The organism is Streptomyces aurantiogriseus (assembly GCF_014649375.1).
Classification (GTDB): domain Bacteria; phylum Actinomycetota; class Actinomycetes; order Streptomycetales; family Streptomycetaceae; genus Streptomyces; species Streptomyces aurantiogriseus.
In genome coordinates this window covers 356,896-378,128 of record NZ_BMSX01000006.1, presented here as the reverse complement: position 1 = coordinate 378,128, position 21,233 = coordinate 356,896, and the positions used below count along the sequence as shown (strand labels likewise).

Below are 21,233 nucleotides of genomic sequence, written 5' to 3'. Positions count from 1 at the left end.
AGCTTGAGGACGACGCCCGTTCAGGGTCGAAGCGGGGGTCCGGGGGCGGCAGCCCCCGGGGACGGGAAGGGTAGGGGCGGCGGGGGCGAAAACCCCTCGCGCGCCCCCGCCGGGTCACACGTACTTCTTCAGCTCCCGCCGCGCCAGCGACCGCTGGTGCACCTCGTCCGGCCCGTCGGCGATCATCAGCGTCCGCGCCCCCGCGTACAGCTCGGCCAGCGGGAAGTCCTGGCTGACACCCCCCGCACCGTGCAGCTGGATCGCCCGGTCGATGATGTCGACGACCGCACGCGGCGTGGCGATCTTGATGGCCTGGATCTCCGTGTGGGCGCCCCGGTTGCCGACGGTGTCCATCATCCAGGCCGTCTTCAGCACCAGCAGCCGCAGTTGCTCGACCGTCACGCGCGCGTCCGCGATCCAGTTGTGGACCACGCCCTGCTGCCCCAGCGCCTTCCCGAAGGCCGTACGGGACACGGCCCGCCGGCACATCAGCTCGATGGCCCGCTCCGCCATGCCGATCAGCCGCATGCAGTGGTGGATACGGCCGGGGCCGAGCCGGGCCTGGGCGATGGCGAAGCCGCCGCCCTCCTCGCCGATGAGGTTCGACACCGGCACGCGCGCGTGGTCGAAGATCACCTCGGCGTGACCGCCGTGGTAGTGGTCCTCGTAACCGAACACCTTCATCGCCCGCTCGACGGTCACACCCGGGGTGTCGCGCGGCACGAGCACCATGGACTGCTGGCGGCGGATGTCGGCCCCGTCCGGGTCCGTCTTGCCCATCACGATGAAGATCGCGCAGTCCGGGTTCATCGCCCCGGAGATGTACCACTTGCGGCCCGTGATGACGTACTCGTCGCCGTCGCGCTCGATATGCGTGGTGATGTTCGTGGCGTCGGAGGAGGCCACCTCCGGCTCGGTCATGGCGAACGCCGAGCGGATCTCCCCGGCCAGCAGCGGCTCCAGCCACTGCTTCTTCTGCCGCTCGTCGCCGAACTGCGCGAGCACCTCCATGTTGCCGGTGTCGGGCGCCGCGCAGTTCAGCGCGGTGGGCGCGAGCTGCGGGCTGCGGCCGGTGATCTCGGCCAGCGGCGCGTACTGGAGGTTGGTGAGGCCGGCGCCGTACTCGGAGTCGGGCAGGAAGAGGTTCCACAGGCCCTGGCGGCGCGCCTCGGCCTTCAGTTCCTCCACCACGGCCGGGGTGTCCCACGGCGAGGCGAGCCGGGCGCGCTGCTCCTCGGCGACCGCCTCGGCCGGATACACGTACTCGTCCATGAAGGCGAGCAGCTTGGCGCGCAGTTCCTCGGTGCGCGCGTCGAACGCGAAGTCCATGGCGTCAGCCTTCCTGAAGAGTGGTCAATCCGTGGTCGATGAAGACGGGGACCAGGTCACCGATGCGGTCGAAGCCACGGCCGACCGTCTGGCCCAGGGTGTAGCGGTAGTGGATGCCCTCCAGGATCACGGCGAGCTTGTACCAGGCGAACGCCGTGTACCAGGAGACGGCCGACACGTCGCGCCCCGAACGTGCGGCGTACCGTTCGACGAGCTCGGCCGGGTCCGGGTGCCCCGGGGCCTCGGCGGTCGTCGACACGGGGGAGTCGGCCATGCCGAGCGGGATGCTGTACATCACCAGCAGGCCCAGGTCGGTGAGCGGGTCGCCGAGGGTCGACATCTCCCAGTCGAGGATCGCCCTGATCGTGTCGTCGTCGCCGATCAGGACGTTGTCGAGCCGGTAGTCGCCGTGCACGACGGCCGGGGCGGGGGAGTGGGGCAGCCGGCGCCCGAGTGCCGCGTGCAGCTCGTCGATGCCGGCCAGCTCGCGGTTGCGGGAGGCGTCCAGTTGCTTGCCCCAGCGCCGCAGCTGGCGGTCCAGGAAGCCCTCGGGGCGCCCGAAGTCGCCGAGGCCCACCTCGGCCGGGTCCACCGCGTGCAGCTCGACCAGGGTGTCCACGAGGGACAGCACGGCGTCCCGGGTGCGCTCGGGGCCGAGCGGGGCGAGCTGGTCGGCCGTCCGGTACGGCGTGCCCTCCACGAACTCCATGACGTAGAACGGCGCCCCGAGCACCTCCTCGTCCTCGCACAGCAGGATCGGCCGCGGCACCGGCACGCTGGTCGGGTGCAGGGCGCTGATCACCCGGTGCTCACGCCTCATGTCGTGCGCGGTGGCCAGGACATGGCCGAGCGGGGGCCGCCGTACGACCCATCGTGCCTCGCCGTCGGAGACCGTGTAGGTGAGGTTCGACCGTCCGCCTTCGATCAGCCGGCCGGTGAGCGGGCCGTGGACCAGACCGGGCCGCTCACGGTCGAGCAGGGCGCGCAGCCGGTCGAGGTCGAGTCCGGGCGGGTGGTCGGGGCTCATACGTCGCTCCTACGGCAGGTGAACGGGAACCTGCTCCATGATGCCGACCGGTCGGTATGTAGTCCAGTGTCGGTGCCCAACGTGATCGGCCCCACCCTAGGCCGACGGCTCCCCGGGCAGAACTCGGGGAGCCGTCGGGGGAGTCTTTTCGGACCGACCGTTTCCCGGAACCGGCCGGCCGGACGAATGAACCGGACGAATGAAACGGAGATGGCGGCGGTCAGGCTACGTGAAGGGAACATATCGGGGCATCCGGCTTGCGTGGCGTTCGACTACCCCGGAGGGTCGGTGGCATGAAGGGCATCAGCTACAGCCGGTACGGCGGTCCCGAGGTCCTGGAGTACGGGGAGGTGCGCGACCCCAAGGTCGGCCCCGACTCGGTGCTGGTCAAGGTACGGGCGGCGGCCGTCAACCCCGTCGACTGGAAGGCCCGCGAGGGCTATCTCGACGGCATCCTCGACACCGTCTTCCCGGTGGTCCCCGGCTGGGACGTCTCGGGGGTCGTGGTCCGGCCCGGCCCGTCGGTCACGGAGTTCTCCGTCGGCGACGAGGTCATCGGCTACGTCCGCGAGGACTTCCTCTCCCGCGGCACCTTCGCCGAGTACGTCGCCGCTCCGGTGCGCACCCTCGCCCGTAAGCCGCGCAACCTGACCTGGGAGGAGGCCGCCGGCCTGCCGCTGGTGGGCCTCACCGCCTACCAGGTGCTGACCAGGGCCCTCCAGGTGAAGCGCGGCGAGACCGTCCTGATCCACGCGGCCGCGGGCGGCGTCGGCTCGATCGCCGTGCAGCTCGCCCGCCACCTGGGCGCGCGGGTGATCGGCACCGCGAGCGAGGCCAACCACGACTTCGTCCGCTCCCTGGGCGGCGAGCCCGTCGCCCACGGCGGCGGCCTGGCCGAACGGGTGCGGGGGCTCGCGCCCGAGGGCGTGGACGCGGCCTTCGACACGGTGGGCGGCGACACGCTGAAGGTCTCCGCCAACCTGCTGGCCCCCGAGGGCCGCCTGGTCTCGATCGCCGACGGGGACGCCGTCGACTACGGCGGCCGCTACTACTTCGTCCGCCCCGACTCCGAGGACCTCACCCGACTGGCCGAACTCGCGGAAAAGGGTGTGGTGTCCGTCCACGTCTCGGAGACGTACCCCCTGGAACGCGCGGCGGACGCGCACCGCTCGAACGAGGAGGGGCGAACGCGGGGCAAGATCGTGGTGACGGTGGAATGGGAGCCGTAGCCCCTGACCTGGACCTGACACCGCAGACGCACGCCTCCTCGCCCCACCCCGAACCACCCCACCCTGAACCACCCCACCCCTAGACGACGAGCACCGCCCCGCACACCGCCATCGCCACCGCGCACAGCACCGCCGCGGTCGCGTGGCGTGGGGTGAGGGCCGGTGGGGTCGCCGTCGCGGCGAGGGTGCGGATGCGGTGGTGGGCGAGGAGGAGGAAGGCGAGCCAGAGAGCGCAGCACAGGGCGCAGACCGCGATCCCGGCGGGCGACGGGCCGCCGTGCAGGGCGGTCTTCACGGCGAGGACGGCGGCGACAGTGCCCGACAGTGTCGTACGGCGCCAGGCGAGTCGGGTGCGCTCGGGCTGCAGGCCGGGGTCGCGCTCGCCGCTCATCCGTCCCACCCGAGCAGCACGACGACGACCATCGCGACAGCCACCACCGCGACGACGAGGCTCAGCAGCGCCGGGAACCTGGACACCGGCAGGTCCTCGCCCCGCCGCATCGCCCGCTCGCACCGCACCCAGTGGTTCACCGCGCGCAGGGAGCACAGCACGCCCGCCGCCAGCAGTGCGAGCGCGAGCCCGACCCGCCAGGCCCAGCGCAGGTCCGGCAGGAACTGGTCCACTGCGAACCCGCCGCCGACCAGCGCCAGCGCGGTCCGCAGCCACGCCAGGAACGTGCGCTCGTTGGCCAGCGAGAACCGGTAGTCGGGCGTCCGCCCCTCCTGCCGAACCCCTTCGGGCACGAACCACAACCGGACGTTCCGCACGAACTCGATCACGCGCAGGACCCTACCCGCCGGCCGCCGAGGCGGCGCTGCCGGTGCCGCCCGCTGCGTGGCCCGGCGCCGGGCGACAGCGTCAGCCCTTCGCCCGGTACGCCCTGAGCCGCTCGTACGCCGCCAGCCCGTCCGGCACCCACACCCAGTCGGACGAGCCGGCCAGGTGCCGTTCGATGTCCTCCTCGGGGAGGAAGCCGTGCCAGGCGACCTCCTCCACCTGGGGGTGCACGGGCAGCTCGCAGCGGACCTCGTACACGGCCGACCACCAGGTCTGCCCCGCACCGTTGTCGTACAGGAACTTGAACAGGAACTCGGGGCGGGGCAGCCCGCTCACCCCGAGTTCCTCCTCGGCCTCGCGCAGGGCCGCGTCGTCGTAGGCCTCGCCCGCGCCGACCACCCCGCCGACGAACATGTCGTAGAGGGAGGGAAAGACCAGCTTGGTGGGGGTGCGGCGGTGGACGAAGATCCGTCCGCGGGCGTCGCGCGCCTGGATGAAGACGCAGCGGTGACGCAGGCCCGCGGCGTAGGCCTCGCCCCGGGGGGACCGGCCGATGACCCGGTCGTTCTCGTCGACGATGTCGAGGATCTCGTCAGCAGCGCTCATGCGCCCATCCAAGCAGGGCCCACCCCGGGCAGGGGCAGGGTCACTGCGGCTGGAGGTCCCGCATGCTCTCCCGCACGGGCGAACCCTTCGGCATCGCCGGATGCAGACCGAGCAGCACGATGCCCGCGACGACCGCCGCGAGCCCCGCCGCCTCCCAGGCCAGCGCGCCGGCGTCGGTGCGCAGCCGGTCGCCGAGGAAGCCGACCCCGCAGATGATCCCGGCGAGCGGCTGGGCCGCGGTCAGCGCGGGCAGCGACATGCGCAGCGGCGCCGTCTCGAACGCGCTCTGGACCAGCACCAGCCCGGTCACGCCGAGGGCCAGCACGGCGTACGGCTGCCAGCCGGTCAGCACCTCGACGAGACCGCCCGCGGAGAAGCGCTCCCCGCTGACCCGGGTCAGCGCGTCCTGCACACCGTAGAGAAGGCCGGCCGCGAGGGAGAGGAGGACCGGGCCCGAGGACAGCCGTGAGCGCTTGCCGTACGTGGTGAGCAGCAGGGCCAGTCCGACCATCACGCCGATGATCAGCCAGTGCCGCAGCGGATCGTCGATCGCGGTGCCGCCGCGCGGCTCGCCCGCGATGATGAACGCGCTCACCCCGCCCGCGAGCAGCAACAGACCTGCCCAGCCCTGACGGCCCAGAGGCTGCTTGGTCTGGTGGCGGGAGAGGGCGAGGGCGAAGAGGAGGTTCGTCGCCAGCAGCGGCTCCACCAGGGAGATCTCGCCGTTGCCGAGCGCGACCGCCCCCAGCGCCATGCCGACCGCCATCAGACCCATACCGCCCAGCCAGCGCGGCATCCGCATCAGGTCGAGCAGCAGCCGGGGCGAGAGGAAGTCACCGAGGGGCGCCTTCTGGGCCGCGTTCTGCTGCAGGACGAAACCGAAACCCAGGCAGCAGGCGGCGCTCACGGCGAGAACCAGAACCAGAACCGACACGCTGCATACCTCGATCATCGGGTCGGGCCACGGAGGGGTGGTGGCCGACTGTAGCGTCCCAGTGCTTCGGTGCCCTGGGAGTGCCCGGAAACGGTGCCTCCGGGAAGGATCCGGAGCCGGGCGGCTGACGCGGTCGCGGCACCCGCCGTGACCGGCGCTGGGGCCGGTGTGCGGGGCGACCGTCCAGCCATGCTCCGCGACCGGGCCGGGCCGCGCCATGGCGTACGCCACACCGGAGCCGCCCGCACCTGCGCCCACCAGGGGTGGGATGCCGCCAAGTCCCCTCCTTCCAGGGGCAGTTGACACCTGTCATGTGACTCCGGCCCTTGACGGAAGTGCCACCTGGGGATTTGCTGTGGGTGATCGGCCGATCGCGAGCCGATGCCAGGCCCGTCACCGAGGAGGATGAGGAAGTCCCGCGGTGCCCCCATCCCCGCTCCCCCTCGACGCAGACCGTGAGCGCGCGGCCCGTCCGCCCGACGCGGACCCCGGCGCGGCCCTCGACGACACCGAGCTCGCCGTCGCCCGCGCCGCGCTGGCGCAGGGCCGCTGGCAGTCCGTCCGCTCCCTGCTCGCCCGCACCGGCGACGACTGGGACCGTCGCGGACACCGGGTCGTCGTCCTCGCCCTCGAACCGTACGCCGCCGCCTGGGCCCACGAGTGGCTGCTGGCCGAACCCGGCTGCGCCGACGCCGGCGTCCTGCTCGCCCTCGCCCAGGTCCGGCGCACCCTGCGCGGCAAGGAGGACCCGGCCGGCGCCCGCGCGGCCTGCCGGGACGCCGCCGCACTCGCGCCCGCCGACCCCACCCCCTGGCTCGGCCTGCTGATGCTGGAACGCGACGGCTCCGCCGACGCCGTCCGGATCTTCGAGGAGGTCCGGGCCCGCCACCGCGACCACCACCACGCGCACCATCTGATGGTCGCCCTGCTCGCCGAACGCCGCGCCGCCGCCGGCCCGGACCCGCTGCACGAGGTGTACGACTTCGCCGCATGGGCCGCCGAGCAGGCCCCCGCCGACTCGCCGCTCGCCATCCTCCCGATCGTCGCCCACGCCGAGCGCTACCACGCCCTGGCCGTCCGCGGCCTCGCCCCCGCCGACCCGACCACCGCCGCGCACTGGCGCGACCACCGGTCCCGCGACGTCATGAAGGCCGCGTTCGACTGGTGGCTGGAGTGGGAGCACGACGGCCACCCCCGCCGGCTGGTCGACCTGAACTACCTCGCCCACGCCAAGGTCTGCGAGGGCCGGCCCGCCGAGGCGGCCCCCCTGTTCCACCGCATCGGCGAACACGTCACCCCGGCACCCTGGTCGTACCCGGACCGCGACCCGTACGCCGCCTTCCGCGCGGCCCGCGACGGCGCCCTCGGCATCGACGCGGGGCGCGCCCCCTGAGAGCTGCCACTGAGCTCCCCCTGAGAGCTGCCACTGAGCTCCCCCTGAGCACCATCCCTCTGAGAACCACGTGAGAAGTGATGACGAAAATCTGACGGCCGCCCCGGATCCCTGGCCGCCCCGGCCCCCCGAGTGCTCGAATGGACGGGTGAATCCCGAACAGCCCGAGGAACGCGGCACCCCCGTCGGCCGCCGCGTCTTCCTCGGCACCCTCGGCCTGGGCGCCCTCGGTGTCGTCGCGGCACCCACCCTGCAGCGCGGCCTCGAGGACTTCCTCGGCAGCGCCGCCGACAAGGACCCCACCGGCCTCACCGACCTGCTCCCCAACGGCGGCGGCTTCCGCTACTACTCCGTGGCCTCCTCCGTCCCCCACAAGAACGCCGAGACCTACCGCCTCACCGTCGACGGCCTAGTCGACCGCCCCGCCGACTACACCCTGGCCGATCTCCAGGCCCTGCCGCAGACCCGTCTGGTCAGGGACGTCCAGTGCGTCACCGGCTGGCGGGTCCCCGAGACGCCCTTCGAGGGCGTCCGCCTGTCCGTGCTGCTCGACGCGGCCGGAGTCCGCGCGAAGGCCGGCGCCGTCCGGTTCACCTGCTTCGACGGCACCTACACCGAGAGCCTCACCCTCGCCCAGGCCCGCCGAGCCGACGTCCTGGTCGCCCTGCGCATGCAGGACAAGGACCTCGGCCACGACCACGGCGGCCCCGTCCGCCTCTACGTGGCGCCCATGTACTTCTACAAATCCGCCAAGTGGCTCTCCGGCATCACCGTCACCGAGAAGGTGCGGCCCGGCTACTGGGAGGAGCGCGGCTACGACGTCGACGCCTGGGTGGGCCGTTCGAACGGGCGGGACGATGAGCCTACGAGCTGAGGCCGCGCCGCCCGCCACCAGGATCCGCCGCTTCAGCCGGGCCGAACGGTGGGTGCACCGCACGACGGCTCTGCTGATGGGCGTGTGCGTGCTGACGGCGGCCTTCCTGTACGTCCCCGAGCTCGCCCGGCTCGTCGGCCGCCGTGAGCTGGTGGTCCGCGTCCACGAGTGGGCCGGCCTCGCCCTGCCCGTGCCCGTCCTGGCGGGCCTCGCCTCCCGTGCCTTCCGCGCCGACCTGGGACACCTCAACCGCTTCGGCCCGCACGACCACCGCTGGCTGCGCGCCGCCCTGCGCCGCGACCGGCGCCGGGAGTCCCGCCCGGCGGGCAAGTTCAACGCGGGGCAGAAGATCTACGCCGCCTGGATCGCCGGCGCCACGCTGGTCATGCTCGGCACGGGGCTGCTCATGTGGTTCACCCACCTCACCCCCCTCATGTGGCGCACCAGCGCGACCTTCGTCCACGACTGGCTGGCCCTCACCATCGGCATCGTCCTCGCCGGCCACATCGGCATGGCCCTGGGCGACCCCGAGGCCCGGCGGGGCATGCGCACGGGGTCGGTGAGCCGCGAGTGGGCGGAAAGGGAGCATCCGCTCTGGCGCGGCTGAGGTCGTTCAGCGGGCGGAGGAGCCGGGAGGGTCCGGCGGGCCGGGAGGGGGCTGTGAACCGCCGTTCGGGGACCCGGGCGGATTCGCCGAGCCGGGTCCGGGTGACCCCGTGGGCCCACCCACCCCGGGACCCACCACCCGGAACGCCGCCTCCTTCACCGCCTCCACCGCCGCATACCGCACGACGACGTCGACGGACTGCGGATACGCGGCGTCGAGGGCCGGCACGACGACGGCCAGCACCAGCCCGTCACCCTGCTCCACCCCCGCTGCCGCCCCCGTCCCGGGCACGGCGAGCGACAGCCCGCTCACGGGCCGCCCCCCGACGAGCACCGTCCCCTCCCGCAGCAGCTCCGCGTGGTCGAAATACGTACCGCGCAGCTCGACACGGATCGTTTCGCCGGGCCGCGCCTCCCCGTCCTCGCCGGCGTCGACCGCGTGGATCCCGTAGGAGCAGGCGGGAGCGGCGGTGTCCGGGGCGCTCGTCAGCCGGGCGGTGCCCGAAGGCCGGGCCCGGTGGAACGCGATCAGTCCGGCCAGCACGCGCTGAGCGGCACCGCCCTTGCAGGTGTTCACCGTGCCGGTGAGCGCCGCATGATCCCGTTCGGCCACCTTCCAGCTGCCGCCCCGCCCCTGGACGGCGAGGCAGGCGTGAGCCAGTCCGCGCAGCACCCGCCAGTCGTCGCCGACCGGAGGCCGGGGGATCATCCGGAGGGCGTCCGCGCAGGTGTCGGGCGTGCGCAGGAGGTCGTACACGCTCGTCGGGTCCGGCTGGTGGTCGGCGTCGGGGGAGAGGGGCCCGGGCGGCAGCCAGGCGAGGGCGGTGACGGGGTGGGCCGTGGCCGTGCTCGGGACGGGACCGGCGTCACCGGCAGGACCGGTGGGGCCGACAGGGCGGGGAGTGCCGGTCGGCCCGGAGGCCAAGGGCCGTCCCGCCTCCGCGGACCCCAGCGCACTCGCGGCGGGCGTGGGAGTGGCCACCACTCGCTCCTCGACCTCGGCAGCGCCCCCGCGTCCCCCGCCGGACACGCTCGTGTCACCACCACCGCGCTGCGTGGCACCGGCGTCACCGTGCCCCTCGTACACGGCCGCCGTCACGATCGCCACGGCGCCCGCCACCAGCAGGGCCGAGACCCGTGTACCGAGCGATATCGCCATGACGCCCCCCAGTCATCGCTTCCGGGCGGCCGCGACGGTGCGGTTGTTCGCGGCCCCCGGGAAAGTCCCCTCATCATGGTGCCGCACCACCGCCTCCCGGAACCCACCGGGCCCACCTCGGGACACAAGGTCCGTGCCGGCGCTCAGTCGCTGCCGAAGTCCAACAGCACCTCGCAGGGCCGCCCCTGACCGGTCGTCGGCGAGGGGGGGAGGAAGGGGCCGGATCGCCGCTCAGACGGCGCCGAAGTCCAACAGCACCTTGCAGGACCGCTCCCGGTCCGCCGCCAGCGCGAACGCCGACTCCGCCTCCCGCACCGGGACCACCGCGCTGATCAGCCCGTCGAAGGCGTCCTGGGACGCGAGCAGCGCCAGGGCGTCGTCGAACTCCGTGTCGAAGCGGAATGCTCCGCGCAGCTCTATCTCCCGGGTGACCACCAGGTTGCCCGCGAAGGGGCTCCGGCCCGGCGGCAGCATGCCGAGTTGGACGACGACCCCGCCGCGCCGCACCAGCCGCAGACAGGTGTCGAGCCCGGCGGCCACCCCGGACGCCTCGACGGCCACGTCCACCTCGGACGGCCACCCCGGATGCGCCGGATCGTCGGCGCGTACGAGGGTGTCGGCGCCGGCGGTGCGCGCGTGGCCCAGTGCCGTCGGCAGCAGGTCCGTCACGGTCACGTGGGCCGCGCCGGCCGCCTTGGCCGCCGCGACCACCAGGCAGCCGATCGGGCCGGCGCCGGTGACCAGGAGGTGCCGTCCGGCCACGGGCCCGGCCCGCCGGACCGCGTGCAGGGCGACCGCCAACGGCTCGGCCAGCGCCGCCCGGCGCGGCTCCAGACCGTCCGGCAGCGGCCGTACCTGCTCGACGGGGACGACGATCTCCGCCGCGAACCCGCCCTGCACATGCGGCATCCGGGCCGCGCTGCCGAGGTAACGGGTGTCCCGGCAGACGTTCCGCCGGCCGTCCCGGCACTCCGGGCAGACCCCGCACGGGGTGGCCGGGTGCACGGCCACGGCCGTACCGGCGAGGGGTCCCGCGGCCACGGTCCCCACCACCTCGTGGCCCAGCACCATCGGCTCCCTCAGCAGGAAGTCGCCGACTCCGCCGTGCCGCCAGTAGTGCAGGTCGGAGCCGCAGACCCCGCCGTAGCGGATGGCGACCAGCACCTGCCCCGGGCCGGGCGACGGAGACGCCAGTTCCTCGACGCGCAGGTCGCCCTGACCGTGGATCACACACGCCAGCATCCGCTCGACTCCCTTCACAGCACGCTCGTCATGCCGCCGTCGACGTACAGCACCTGCCCGCTGACGAAGTCCGCCGCGGGCGAGGCCAGGAACAGCACCCCGCCCACCAGGTCCTCGGTACGGCCCCAGCGGCCGGCCGGGGTCCGCCGCCGCACCCATGCGCTGAACTCCGCGTCCCGCACGAGGGGTTGGGTCAGTTCGGTCTCGATGTAGCCGGGACCCAGGCCGTTGACCTGGACGCCGTACGGCCCCCAGTCCGCGCACATGCCCTTGGTGAGCATCTTCAGCGCGCCCTTGGTGGCCGCGTAGGGCGCGATGCCGGGCCGGACCACCTCGCTCTGCAGCGAGCAGATGTTGATGATCTTGCCGTGGCCGCGTTCCGTCATCCCGCGCGCGGCCTCGCGGCCGACCAGGAAGGCGCTGGTCAGGTTGGTGTCCAGGATGCGGTGCCAGTCCGCGTCCGTGAACTCCAGGATTGGGGCGCGCAGTTGCATGCCCGCGTTGTTGACCAGGATGTCGAGCGGGCCCACCCGCTGTTCGACATCCGCGATGCCGGCCTCGACCGAGGAGCCGTCCGTGACGTCGAACACGACCGTGTGCACCCGGTCCCCGGGCAGTTCGGCGGCCGCCCGCTCGAGGCGTTCGCCGTCCCGGCCGTTGAGGACCACCGTGCAGCCGGCCTCCGCCAGACCCCGGGCGAGCGCGAGGCCGATGCCTCGGCCGGCGCCGGTGACCAGGGCCGTACGGCCGCTGATGTCGAACAGGGGGTGATTCATCGCCGCACTCCTAGATGATCAGCGAGAGGAGCAGGACCACACCGCCGGCGACGACCGAGATGATCGTCTCCATCACGGACCAGGTCTTGATGGTCTGTCCGACGCTCAGCCCGAAGTACTCCTTCACCAGCCAGAAGCCGGCGTCGTTGACATGGCTGAAGAAGAGCGATCCCGCGCCGATGGCCAGGACCAGCAGGGCCGTGTGCGTGGTCGACATGTCGGCGGCGAGGGGAGCGACCAGGCCAGCCGCCGAGATCGTCGCCACGGTCGCCGAACCGGTCGCCAGCCGGATCGCCACCGCGATCAGCCAGGCCAGCAGCAGCGCCGGGATCGACCAGTCCTTGGAGATGTCGAGGACCATCTGGCCCACACCCGAGTCGATCAGCGTCTGCTTGAAGCCGCCGCCCGCGCCGACGATCAGCAGGATGCCCGCGATGGGCGCGAGCCCCTTCTCGACGAGCTGCGAGATCCGCTCCTTGGAGAACCCGGCGGGCCTGCCCAGCGTGAAGATGCCGACGATCACGGCGGCGAGCAGGGCGATCAGCGGGGAGCCGACGACGTCGAAGACGCGCTGCACCGTGTTCTCGGGGTCGTCGATGACGATGTCGACCAGCGCCTTGGCCAGCATCAGCACGACCGGCAGCAGGATGGTCACCAGCGTCGCACCGAAGGCGGGACGCTTCTCCAGCTCCTCCGAGGGCCGTTGGGCGGGGGTCTGGGGGGAACCCCCGGTTGAACTCAGCATGCGCTCGGGGGCGGGGACGTCCACCCAGCGGGCGGCGAACCGTGAGAACAGCGGACCGGCTATGACCACCGTCGGGATGGCGACCAGCACACCCAGCGCCAGCGTGACGCCCAGGTCGGCATCGACCGCGTCGATCGCGACGAGCGGACCCGGGTGCGGCGGAACCAGCCCGTGCATCACCGACAGACCGGCGAGCGCCGGGATGCCGATCCGCATGAGCGAGAAGTTGCCGCGCTTGGCGACCATCAGCACGACCGGGATCAGCAGGACGACGCCGACCTCGAAGAACAGCGGCAGACCGATCACCGAGGCGATCAGCACCATCGCCCACGGCATCGAACGGCCGCCCGCCTTCGCGAGGATCGTGTCGACGATCTGGTCGGCGCCGCCGGAGTCGGCGAGCAGCTTGCCGAGGATCGCGCCCAGCGCGATCAGCACGCCCACGCCGGCGACCGTGGAGCCGAGGCCGGTGGTGAAGCTGGCGATGGCCTTGTCGAGCGGTGCCCCGGCGAACGCGCCCAGCGCGAGCGAGCCGATGGTCAGCGCCAGGAAGGCGTGCAGTTTGAACTTGGTGATGAGCAGGACGATGACGGCGATGCCCGCCAGCACGGCTATGCCCAGCTGGGCGTGGCCGGCCGAGGTGATCGGCTCGACGGCGTCCGCTGCCAGCATCTCGACGCTGAGTCTGGTCACGGGGGTCCTTACGGATACAGGGGGGATGGGGGAGGGAGGTACTGCGGCTGCTGCGGTACTGCGGGTGCTCCGGGCTCCGGTACTGCGGGTGCTCCGGGCTCCGGTACTGCGGGTACTGCGGGCCCGGTACTGCGGGTACTACGGGCCCCGGTACTCGGGTGCTACGGGTGATCCGGTACGGCGCGTGCTGCGGTACCGGGGGTACTGCCGGGGTACTTCCGGGGTGCTACCGCTGAGCCTGAGGAAGCGCGTCGAGCGCGTTAACGGCCCGTTCGGTGATCTCCTCGGGGCTGCCGGAGACATCGACCGTGACCCCCGCCTCGTCCGCCTGCAGCGGCTGGAGCGTGGCGAACTGGGAGTCCAGCAGCGCGGTGGGCATGAAGTGCCCCCGCCGGTGCGTCATCCGGTCCTCGATCAGCGCCCGGTCGCCGGCGAGGTGCAGGAACACGACCCCGGGAGCCGCGGCCCTGAGCCGGTCGCGGTACGACCGCTTGAGCGCGGAGCAGCTGACCACCCCGCCCAGCCCGGCCCGCTCCTGCGCCCAGGTGCCGATGGCGTCGAGCCACGGCCACCTGTCGTCGTCGTCGAGCGGGACGCCGGCCGACATCTTGGCGATGTTGGCCTGCGGGTGGAAGTCGTCGCCCTCGGCGTACGGAACGCCCAGCCGGGCCGCCAGCAGCGGACCGATCGTGGTCTTGCCCGTGCCGGCGACGCCCATCACCACGACGACGTGGGGGGTACGCATCTCTGCCTCGCTGTCTTCCTCGACACCTGATGTCGACGACACTGAAACCCATTAGGTACGACGAATTCAAGAGCCTGTGACGAATAAGTCTGACTTTATGAGCTCGTGATCCACCCCGTACGCTGAGTACATGACCACTCCGGGCCGGGGTCTGCACGGCCATGTACTGGACACCCTCGGCCCCGCCATCACCGCGGGCGAGTACCCGCCAGGCAGCGTCCTGCGCACCGACGAACTGGCCCAGCGCTTCGACGTCTCCCGCTCGGTGATGCGCGAGGCGGTCCGCGTCCTCGAGTCCATGCACCTGGTCGAGTCCCGCCGCCGGGTGGGCGTGACGGTGCGCCCGAAGGCGGAGTGGAACGTCTACGACCCCCAGGTCATCCGCTGGCGCCTGGAGGGCGCCGACCGCCCGCACCAGCTGCGCTCGCTCACCGTGCTGCGCTCGGCGATCGAGCCGGTCGCGGCGGCCCTGGCGGCCAAGCACGCCACGGCGGAGCAGTGCGCCGAGCTGACCGAGTGCGCGCTCGGCATGGTGGCCAACTCACGCGGCCACAAGCTGGAGGAGTACCTCGTCCACGACGTCGCCTTCCACCGGGTGATCCTCACGGCCTCCGGCAACGAGATGTTCGCCCGCCTCGGCGATGTCGTCGCGGAGGTCCTCGCCGGCCGCACCCACCACGAGGTCATGTTCGAGGACCCCGACCCGGCCGCCGTCACCCTGCACGTCCAGCTCGCGGAGGCGGTCCGCGAGGGCGACGCGGACCGCGCGGAGAAACTGACCCGGGAGATCACGGTCGGCGCCCTGCAGGAACTGGACATCCTGGCACCGTGAGGCGCACCCGCCGTACCGCGTGACCGTCGTGACGCGCGCCCCCTACGGCACTACTCCGGGAACTCCCCGTCGACGTACACCCAGGCCCCGTCCACCCGCTCGAACCGGCTCCGCTCCCGCAGCGCACCACCTCGGTAGGAGGCCCGGAACTCCACGACCCCCGTGGCGTGGAAGGCCGATCCGTCGACCGTGTCGAGGATCTCCAGCCCGGTCCACCGCATCCCGGGATCCAGATCGAGCCGCCCGGGCCGGGTCCGGGGATGCCAGGTGCGCATCAGGTACCCGGCGTCCCCTTTCACGAAGGCGCTGTACCGCGACCGCATCAGCGCCTCGGCCGTCGGCGCCGCGGGACCACCGGAGTGGTACCGCCCGCAGCACGTGTCGTACGCCGCGGGAAGGCCGCAGGGGCAGGAGGCGGGCGGGGTGGGCCGGGCGGTGCGTCGGGGCATGGGCTCCATTGTGCCGGTTCGGGCACACGCGGCCCCGAGCCGGGGACGCCGGACGGCCCCGGCTCGGGGCCGCCAGGCGATTCCGCTAGGCCGACTCCGCCCCCCGCGCCACCGGAGCCACCGGCAGCGGCGGCAACGCCGTTCCGTACAGCCACGCGTCGAACAGGTCGTCCAGCGGCTCGGGCGCGAAGCGTGCCGCGTGGGACGTGAAGGTGGACGTGGTCACCGCACCGCCCCGGTGCAGGCCCAGCCAGGCGCGCAGCATGCGGAAGAAGGCGTCGTCGCCCATCGCGCAGCGCAGCGCGTGCACGGTGAGGCCGCCGCGCTCGTAGAGCCGGTCGTCGAACATCCACTTGCGGCCCGGATCGGCCAGGAGCAGGTCCTGCGGCAGGGAGGACAGCAACCGGTGGGCGGCGGCGGCCAGTTGCTGCGCGCTGCGGCCGCCCGAGCGCTCCGACCACAGCCACTCCGCGTACTTGGCGAAGCCCTCGTTCAGCCAGATGTGCCGCCAGTCGGCGATGGACACGCTGTTGCCGAACCACTGGTGCGCCAGCTCGTGCGCCACGAGCCGCTCCGAACCCCGGGCCCCGTCCACATGGTTGGCGCCGAACAGCGACAACCCCTGGGCCTCGACCGGGACATCGAGCTCCTCCTCGGTCACCACGACCGCGTACTCGTCGAACGGGTAGGGCCCGAAGAGCTGCTGGAAGAGGTGCATCATCCCGGGCTGCCGTGCGAAGTCCCGCGAGAACTCCGGCAGCAGGTGCGCCGGAATGTGCCCGTGCTGCGGCACCCCGCCGAGCCCCGGGTCGCCCAGCAGCACCGTCTGGTACTTGCCGATCGACAGCCCGACCAGATAGCTCGACGTCGGCGCGGACTGCTCGTACACCCAGGTCGTCGTCGAGGCCTTCGTCGTACGGGTCAGCAGGCGTCCGCCCGCGACCACCGCGTACGCCGACGGCGTGGTGATCGAGATCTGGTACGACGCCTTGTCGGAGGGCCGGTCGTTGCACGGGTACCAGGAGGGCGCCCCGACCGGCTGGCTCGCCACCAGCGCCCCGTCACCCAGTTCCTCCCAGCCGATGCCGCCCCAGGGGCTGTTCACCGGCTTGGGGTTGCCCGACCAGTGCACCTCGACGGTGAAGGCGGCCCCCGCCCGCAGCGGCTTGGCGGGCCGGATGCGCAGTCTGCCGCCCCGGTGCGTGTAGTGGGTCTGCCGGCCGTCGACCCGCACCCGGCCGATCTTGAAGTCGGCCAGGTTGAGCTGGAATTCGCTGAGCGGCGCCCGCCCCGCGATGGCGTTGATCCGCGCCGCGCCGGACAGGCGGTTCGGGCCGGGCCGGTAGTCCAGCGTGAGCTCATAGCGATGCACCCGGTACCGGGGATCGCCGTTGGCCGGGAAGTACGGGTCCGACCCCACTGACTGCTGAACTGCCACTGCCCCGTCCGCTCCCTGCGCCGTGCTGCCACTCCCCGCCGGTGTGCCGCTCTCCGGTTCCGAGTGGCCGGCGCTCAGGGACGCCATGCTTCGATCGGGTTGCCGAGCCAGCGGGTGTCGTCCGGAACGGACTCCGCGGCCATCACGAGCGACGCGGGGCCCAGGGTCGTCCGGGCCCCGACCGTGCTGCCGGGCAGCACGATCCCGCCAGGGCCCAGCGTGGCACCCTCACGGAGGACCACAGTATCCGTTCGCAAGATCCGGTCGTGGAAGAGGTGAGTCTGGAGCACACAGCCCCGGTTGACCGTCGCCGCGTCCTCCAGCGTCACCAGATCCGTCTCCGGCAGCCAGTAGCTCTCCACCCAGACGCCCTTGCCGACGCGCGCCCCGAGCCCGCGCAGCCACGCCGTCATCACCGGCGTACCCGGCACCGAACCGGCCAGCCACGGCACGGCCACGACCTCGACGAACGTGTCCGCCAGCTCGTTGCGCCACACGAAGGAGCTCCACAGCGGGTGCTCCCCGCTGTGGTGCCGTCCGACGAGCAGCCACTTCGCGACGATGGACAGCAGGGCCGCCGCGCCGCCCGCGCCGAGCAGCACCAGCCCCGACAGCAGCGGCGCCCACGCCCCCAGCGCACACAGTGCCGCCACCGTCAGCACCGCGAGCCCCGCCGAGCAGAACACCGGCACGATCCGGCACAGCTCCACCAGAGCGCGCGCCCACAGCAGCCGCGCCGGCGGCTCGTACGTCCGGCTCTGGTCGCCGTCGGCCGCCGCACGCGGCAGCTTCACCGGCGGCAGCCCCAGGTACGAGCTGCCCTTCTTCGCCTTCTTCGGCGTCGCCGACAGCACACCGACCAGCCCGCCGTCCGGCACGGACCGCCCGGGAGCGGTCATCCCCGAGTTCCCGAGGAACGCCCGCCGCCCGATCTCCGCACGCCCGATCCGCACCCAGCCCCCACCGAGTTCGTACGGCGCGGTCAGCGTGTCGTCGGCCAGGAACGCGCCCTCACCGACGGTCGTCAGGCTCGGCAGCGCCAGCACGGTCGACACCTCGGCGCCCCGCCCGATCCGCATCCCCAGCAGCCGCAGCCACACCGGCGTGACCAGCCCCGCGTACAGGGGGAACAGCGTCTCGCGGGAGCGGTCCATCAGCTGCGTGACGGTCCACGCCTGCCAGCCGATCCGGCTGTGCGTCGGATGCGTCCCCTCCCGCAGACCGAGGCTCAGCAGCCGTACGGCGACCAGGAGCAGCAGCGCGTACGCCAGCCCGTAGGCGAGCGTGGCCGGGACCAGGGCGAGCGCGGCGCCCCGCAGCGGCGCGTCCGGGGTGACGAACGGGTACGCCACGGCGAGCGCGGCTCCGGCAGCCAGCACCGGCAGCAAGGTGAGCCCGACGCCCGTCATGCCGTAGATCGTCCGCCAGGCGACGCCCCGCCGCGGCCGCTCCTTGGGCCAGTTGCGCTTGGCCTTGCCCAGCTTGACCGCGGGCGCGCCCGCCCAGCGCTGGCCGGTCGGGATCTGCCCGGCGACGGCCGAACCCGGCGCCACCTCGGCCCGCTTGCCGACCCGGGCGCCCGGGAAGAGCATGCTGCGCGTGCCGACGACGGCATGCGCACCGACCTTGACCGGACCGATCTCCAGCCGGTCGCCGTCCAGCCACCAGCCGGACAGGTCCACCTCGGACTCGACGGCCGCACCCCGGCCCAGCTTGAGCATCCCGGTGACCGGCGGCAGCGCGTGCAGGTCGACGTCCGGCCCGATCTTCGCGCCCAGGGCCCGCGCGTACCGCTCCAGCCAGGAGCCGGTCAGCGAGGTCGCCCCGCTGAACTCGGCCAGCCGCTCCGCGGCCCACAGCCGCAGATGCACGCCGCTCCCGCGCGCGTACCGCCCCGGCCGCACACCCCGCAGCAGCAGCCGCGCCCCGCCCGCGCCGAGCACGAGCCGCCCGGGCGGGCTGAAGAACAGCAGGGCTCCGGCGATCACCAGCCACCAGGGCGCGGTCGGCAGCCACCCGTAGGCGGGCAGGACGTTGCCCAGCGCGGCCAGCACGACCGTCCAGCGCAGGCCGAGCAGCGTGAACAGGGGCAGGAGCAGCAGCAGCTGGATCGCCTGCGCGCGCCTCGGCACCGGCGCGATCGCGCGCCGGGCACCGTCGTCCTGCGCCGACTCCTCCAGCCGGCGGGCCAGCTTGCGCAGCGTGGGCTGCTGGTAGATGTCGAGGACCGCCGCACTCGGGTAGCGGGTGCGCAGCCGGGTCGTGAGCTGCGCGGCGGCCAGGCTGCTGCCGCCGATCGCGAAGAAGTCGTCGGAGGCGCCGGTGACGGGGATGCCCAGCACCTCGGCCCACTGCTCGGCGAGCCAGGCCTCGGTGCCGTAGAGCTGCTCGGCCGGGCCGCTCGTCTCCAGCCCTTCCAGCGGCCAGGGCAGCGCGCCCCGGTCGACCTTCCCGGACGTGCGGGTCGGCAGGTCGTCGACCGGCGCGAGCAGCGGCACGAGCGCGGCGGGCAGCTCGGCCCGCAGCTTCTCCACGGCCGCGGCCTGGTCCCAGCCGTCCTGGGTGACGACATAGCCGACGAGGAGCTGGTTGCCGCTGCGGGCGGTCCGAACGGCGGCGGCCGCACCCGCGACCCCGGGCAGCGCCTGCAGCGCCGCGTCCACCTCGCCCAGCTCGATCCGCCGCCCGCCGAGCTTGATCTGTTCGTCGGCCCGCCCGAGGAAGACCAGCCCCTCGGGCTCCGCCTTCACGAGGTCCCCACTGCGGTACGCCCGCTTCCAGCCCAGCGACGGAAGCGGCGCGTACTTCTCCGCGTCCTTCTCGGCGTCGAGGTACCGCGCGAGCCCCACGCCACCGATCACCAGCTGCCCGCTGCCGCCCATCGGCACGGGCTCCCCGGCCTCGTCGACGACGGCCAGCTCCCACCCCCTGAGCGGCAGCCCGATCCGGATCGGCTCCTCCCCGCTCATCAGGGACGCACAGGCCACGACGGTCGCCTCGGTCGGCCCGTAGGTGTTCCAGACCTCACGCCCCTCGGTCACCAGCCGCTGCGCCAGCTCGGGCGGGCAGGCCTCGCCACCGAAGATCAGCAGGCGCACGTCGTTGAGGGTCTCCGGCTCCCACAGGGCCGCCAGCGTCGGCACCGTCGAGACGACGGTGATCTCCTGCTCCACCAGCCAGGGCCCGAGATCGGCACCGCTCCTGACCTGCGCACGCGGCACCGGCACCAGACAGGCCCCGTACCGCCAGGCCAGCCACATCTCCTCGCAGGAGGCGTCGAAGGCGACCGACAGCCCCGCCATGACCCGGTCGCCGGGACCGATCGGCTCCTCGGTGAGGAACAGCGCGGCCTCGGCGTCCACGAAGGCGGCCGCGCTGCGGTGGCTGACGGCGACGCCCTTGGGTTTCCCGGTGGAGCCGGAGGTGAAGATGATCCACGCGTCGTGCTCGATGCCGGGGCGGGCGGCGGCCACCTCGGAGCGCCCGTGCACGGTCAGCTCGTGCCCGGCCCCGACGACGGCGCGCACCTCCGCCTCCCCGAACACCAGCTCGGCCCGCTCGTCGGGGTCCTCGGCGTCCACGGGGACGTACGCGGCGCCGGCGGCCAGCACGGCCAGGACGGCGACATAGAGGTCGTTGGTCCCGGACGGCACACGGACGCCCACCCGGTCCCCGAGCCCGACCCCGGCGGCGGCCAGTTTCCACCGCAGCCTCTCCACCTCGACGGCCAGCGCACGGTAGGTCAGGGACGTCGTGCCGTCGTCCAGGGCCGGCTCGTCCGGATACGAGCGCACGGAGGCGTCGAAGACGTCGATCAGCGTGCGCGGAGAGGCGGCGGGGCCGCCGGAGAAGCGAGCGGCGTCGCCGAGTTGTTCGCGGATCTCGTCGTCGAGCAGGTCGAGAGCGCTGCTCTCGTCTATGGCTGCCATCGGGTCCTCGCGTCTCGATCCCGGAAGCCTCCGGGGCGCTGGCGGGCCGCAGGTCTGCCTGGGGTTGTCCGGCTCCAGCTCCGTAACAAGCCGGAAATTTTAGTACGACGCCAGGTTCGGGCCGCTGGATCAGCCGGCCGAGGAGGCCGTTCGGGGGGCGTCGGAGCAGCCGGAGAGGGGCCGTGACCTGGTGATCTTCGGGGCGGGGAGAGATGCCCCACACAACGAGCGAGGGCCGCGACCTGACGGTCGCGGCCCTCGCTCATCTCGTGTGTCCGAGGGGGGACTTGAACCCCCACGCCCGATAAAGGGCACTAGCACCTCAAGCTAGCGCGTCTGCCATTCCGCCACCCGGACAAGGTGTCTGTCGTGCGGGGTTTCCCCCGCGGCGACGTCATAAACATTACCAGGCTTTCGGGGGCCCGATCACAGGTGGTCGGCCGGCCGAC

The 21,233-nt window shown here is 72.9% G+C and carries 19 protein-coding genes and 1 tRNA gene; 5 read left to right on the top strand and 15 right to left on the bottom strand.

The window, feature by feature from the left end; genetic code table 11:
- Window positions 1-114 precede the first annotated feature (114 nt).
- Both IE263_RS16305 and IE263_RS16300 read right to left on the bottom strand, forming a co-directional pair.
- Complete coding sequence (locus IE263_RS16305; RefSeq protein ID WP_189936936.1) at window positions 115-1,329, bottom strand: acyl-CoA dehydrogenase; 1,215 nt, start codon at window positions 1,327-1,329, stop codon at window positions 115-117.
- Window positions 1,330-1,333: 4 nt separating this feature from the next.
- A complete protein-coding gene (locus IE263_RS16300) occupies window positions 1,334-2,356 on the bottom strand; it encodes a phosphotransferase family protein (protein ID WP_189936934.1) in 1,023 nt (340 codons plus the stop codon).
- A gap of 293 nt (window positions 2,357-2,649) precedes the next feature.
- On the opposite strand from IE263_RS16300, the gene IE263_RS16295 reads away from it, so the two are divergent.
- Complete coding sequence (locus IE263_RS16295) at window positions 2,650-3,585, top strand: NADP-dependent oxidoreductase (protein ID WP_189936932.1); 936 nt, start codon at window positions 2,650-2,652, stop codon at window positions 3,583-3,585.
- Between the two features lie 79 nt (window positions 3,586-3,664).
- On the opposite strand, the gene IE263_RS16290 is transcribed toward IE263_RS16295, so the two are convergent.
- The 4 genes from IE263_RS16290 to IE263_RS16275 form a co-directional block, all read right to left on the bottom strand.
- A complete protein-coding gene (locus IE263_RS16290) occupies window positions 3,665-3,976 on the bottom strand; it encodes a DUF202 domain-containing protein (RefSeq protein WP_189936930.1) in 312 nt (103 codons plus the stop codon).
- Entirely contained in the window at window positions 3,973-4,365 is a 393-nt protein-coding gene (locus IE263_RS16285; RefSeq protein ID WP_189936929.1) for a YidH family protein, read from the bottom strand. The genes IE263_RS16290 and IE263_RS16285 overlap by 4 nt, the downstream gene beginning before the upstream one ends.
- 79 nt (window positions 4,366-4,444) lie before the next feature.
- Window positions 4,445-4,969 (bottom strand): NUDIX hydrolase, encoded by a 525-nt coding sequence (locus tag IE263_RS16280; protein WP_189936926.1) that lies wholly within the window; start codon window positions 4,967-4,969, stop codon window positions 4,445-4,447.
- A gap of 40 nt (window positions 4,970-5,009) precedes the next feature.
- Complete coding sequence (locus IE263_RS16275) at window positions 5,010-5,903, bottom strand: DMT family transporter (RefSeq protein WP_229911006.1); 894 nt, start codon at window positions 5,901-5,903, stop codon at window positions 5,010-5,012.
- A gap of 421 nt (window positions 5,904-6,324) precedes the next feature.
- Between IE263_RS16275 and IE263_RS16270 the strand changes: the two genes are divergently transcribed.
- The 3 genes from IE263_RS16270 to IE263_RS16260 all read left to right on the top strand — a co-directional run bounded on the left by IE263_RS16270 (window position 6,325) and on the right by IE263_RS16260 (window position 8,777).
- Window positions 6,325-7,296 carry a hypothetical protein gene (locus IE263_RS16270; protein ID WP_189936923.1) on the top strand — a complete coding sequence of 324 codons (972 nt, stop codon included), beginning with the start codon at window positions 6,325-6,327 and terminating at the stop codon, window positions 7,294-7,296.
- 148 nt (window positions 7,297-7,444) lie between these two features.
- A complete protein-coding gene (locus IE263_RS16265) occupies window positions 7,445-8,170 on the top strand; it encodes a molybdopterin-dependent oxidoreductase (RefSeq protein WP_189936922.1) in 726 nt (241 codons plus the stop codon).
- Entirely contained in the window at window positions 8,154-8,777 is a 624-nt protein-coding gene (locus IE263_RS16260; RefSeq protein WP_189936921.1) for a cytochrome b/b6 domain-containing protein, read from the top strand. The genes IE263_RS16265 and IE263_RS16260 overlap by 17 nt, the downstream gene beginning before the upstream one ends.
- Window positions 8,778-8,783: 6 nt before the next feature.
- On the opposite strand, the gene IE263_RS16255 is transcribed toward IE263_RS16260, so the two are convergent.
- The 5 genes from IE263_RS16255 to IE263_RS16235 form a co-directional block, all read right to left on the bottom strand.
- Entirely contained in the window at window positions 8,784-9,935 is a 1,152-nt protein-coding gene (locus tag IE263_RS16255; RefSeq protein WP_189936919.1) for a hypothetical protein, read from the bottom strand.
- Window positions 9,936-10,166: 231 nt separating this feature from the next.
- Complete coding sequence (locus tag IE263_RS16250) at window positions 10,167-11,177, bottom strand: L-idonate 5-dehydrogenase (RefSeq protein WP_189936917.1); 1,011 nt, start codon at window positions 11,175-11,177, stop codon at window positions 10,167-10,169.
- Window positions 11,178-11,191: 14 nt separating this feature from the next.
- Window positions 11,192-11,953 carry an SDR family oxidoreductase gene (locus tag IE263_RS16245; protein ID WP_189936915.1) on the bottom strand — a complete coding sequence of 254 codons (762 nt, stop codon included), beginning with the start codon at window positions 11,951-11,953 and terminating at the stop codon, window positions 11,192-11,194.
- Between the two features lie 10 nt (window positions 11,954-11,963).
- Complete coding sequence (locus IE263_RS16240) at window positions 11,964-13,391, bottom strand: GntP family permease (RefSeq protein ID WP_189936913.1); 1,428 nt, start codon at window positions 13,389-13,391, stop codon at window positions 11,964-11,966.
- A gap of 226 nt (window positions 13,392-13,617) precedes the next feature.
- Window positions 13,618-14,136 (bottom strand): gluconokinase, encoded by a 519-nt coding sequence (locus IE263_RS16235; RefSeq protein WP_189936911.1) that lies wholly within the window; start codon window positions 14,134-14,136, stop codon window positions 13,618-13,620.
- A gap of 130 nt (window positions 14,137-14,266) precedes the next feature.
- Here IE263_RS16235 and IE263_RS16230 point away from each other — a divergent pair, with 130 nt between their 5' ends.
- Complete coding sequence (locus IE263_RS16230) at window positions 14,267-14,968, top strand: FadR/GntR family transcriptional regulator (protein ID WP_189936910.1); 702 nt, start codon at window positions 14,267-14,269, stop codon at window positions 14,966-14,968.
- Between the two features lie 50 nt (window positions 14,969-15,018).
- Here IE263_RS16230 and IE263_RS16225 read toward each other — a convergent pair whose 3' ends face one another.
- The 4 genes from IE263_RS16225 to IE263_RS16210 form a co-directional block, all read right to left on the bottom strand.
- A complete protein-coding gene (locus IE263_RS16225; protein WP_189936908.1) occupies window positions 15,019-15,417 on the bottom strand; it encodes a YchJ family protein in 399 nt (132 codons plus the stop codon).
- Window positions 15,418-15,502: 85 nt separating this feature from the next.
- The gene (locus IE263_RS16220; RefSeq protein ID WP_189936906.1) at window positions 15,503-16,855 is read right to left on the bottom strand and encodes a M1 family metallopeptidase; all 1,353 of its coding nucleotides are present in this window, start codon (window positions 16,853-16,855) and stop codon (window positions 15,503-15,505) included.
- A gap of 74 nt (window positions 16,856-16,929) precedes the next feature.
- The gene (locus tag IE263_RS16215) at window positions 16,930-20,784 is read right to left on the bottom strand and encodes a Pls/PosA family non-ribosomal peptide synthetase (RefSeq protein ID WP_189936901.1); all 3,855 of its coding nucleotides are present in this window, start codon (window positions 20,782-20,784) and stop codon (window positions 16,930-16,932) included.
- A gap of 272 nt (window positions 20,785-21,056) precedes the next feature.
- Window positions 21,057-21,141, bottom strand: a tRNA-Leu gene (locus tag IE263_RS16210).
- Between the last annotated feature and the right edge of the window lie 92 nt (window positions 21,142-21,233).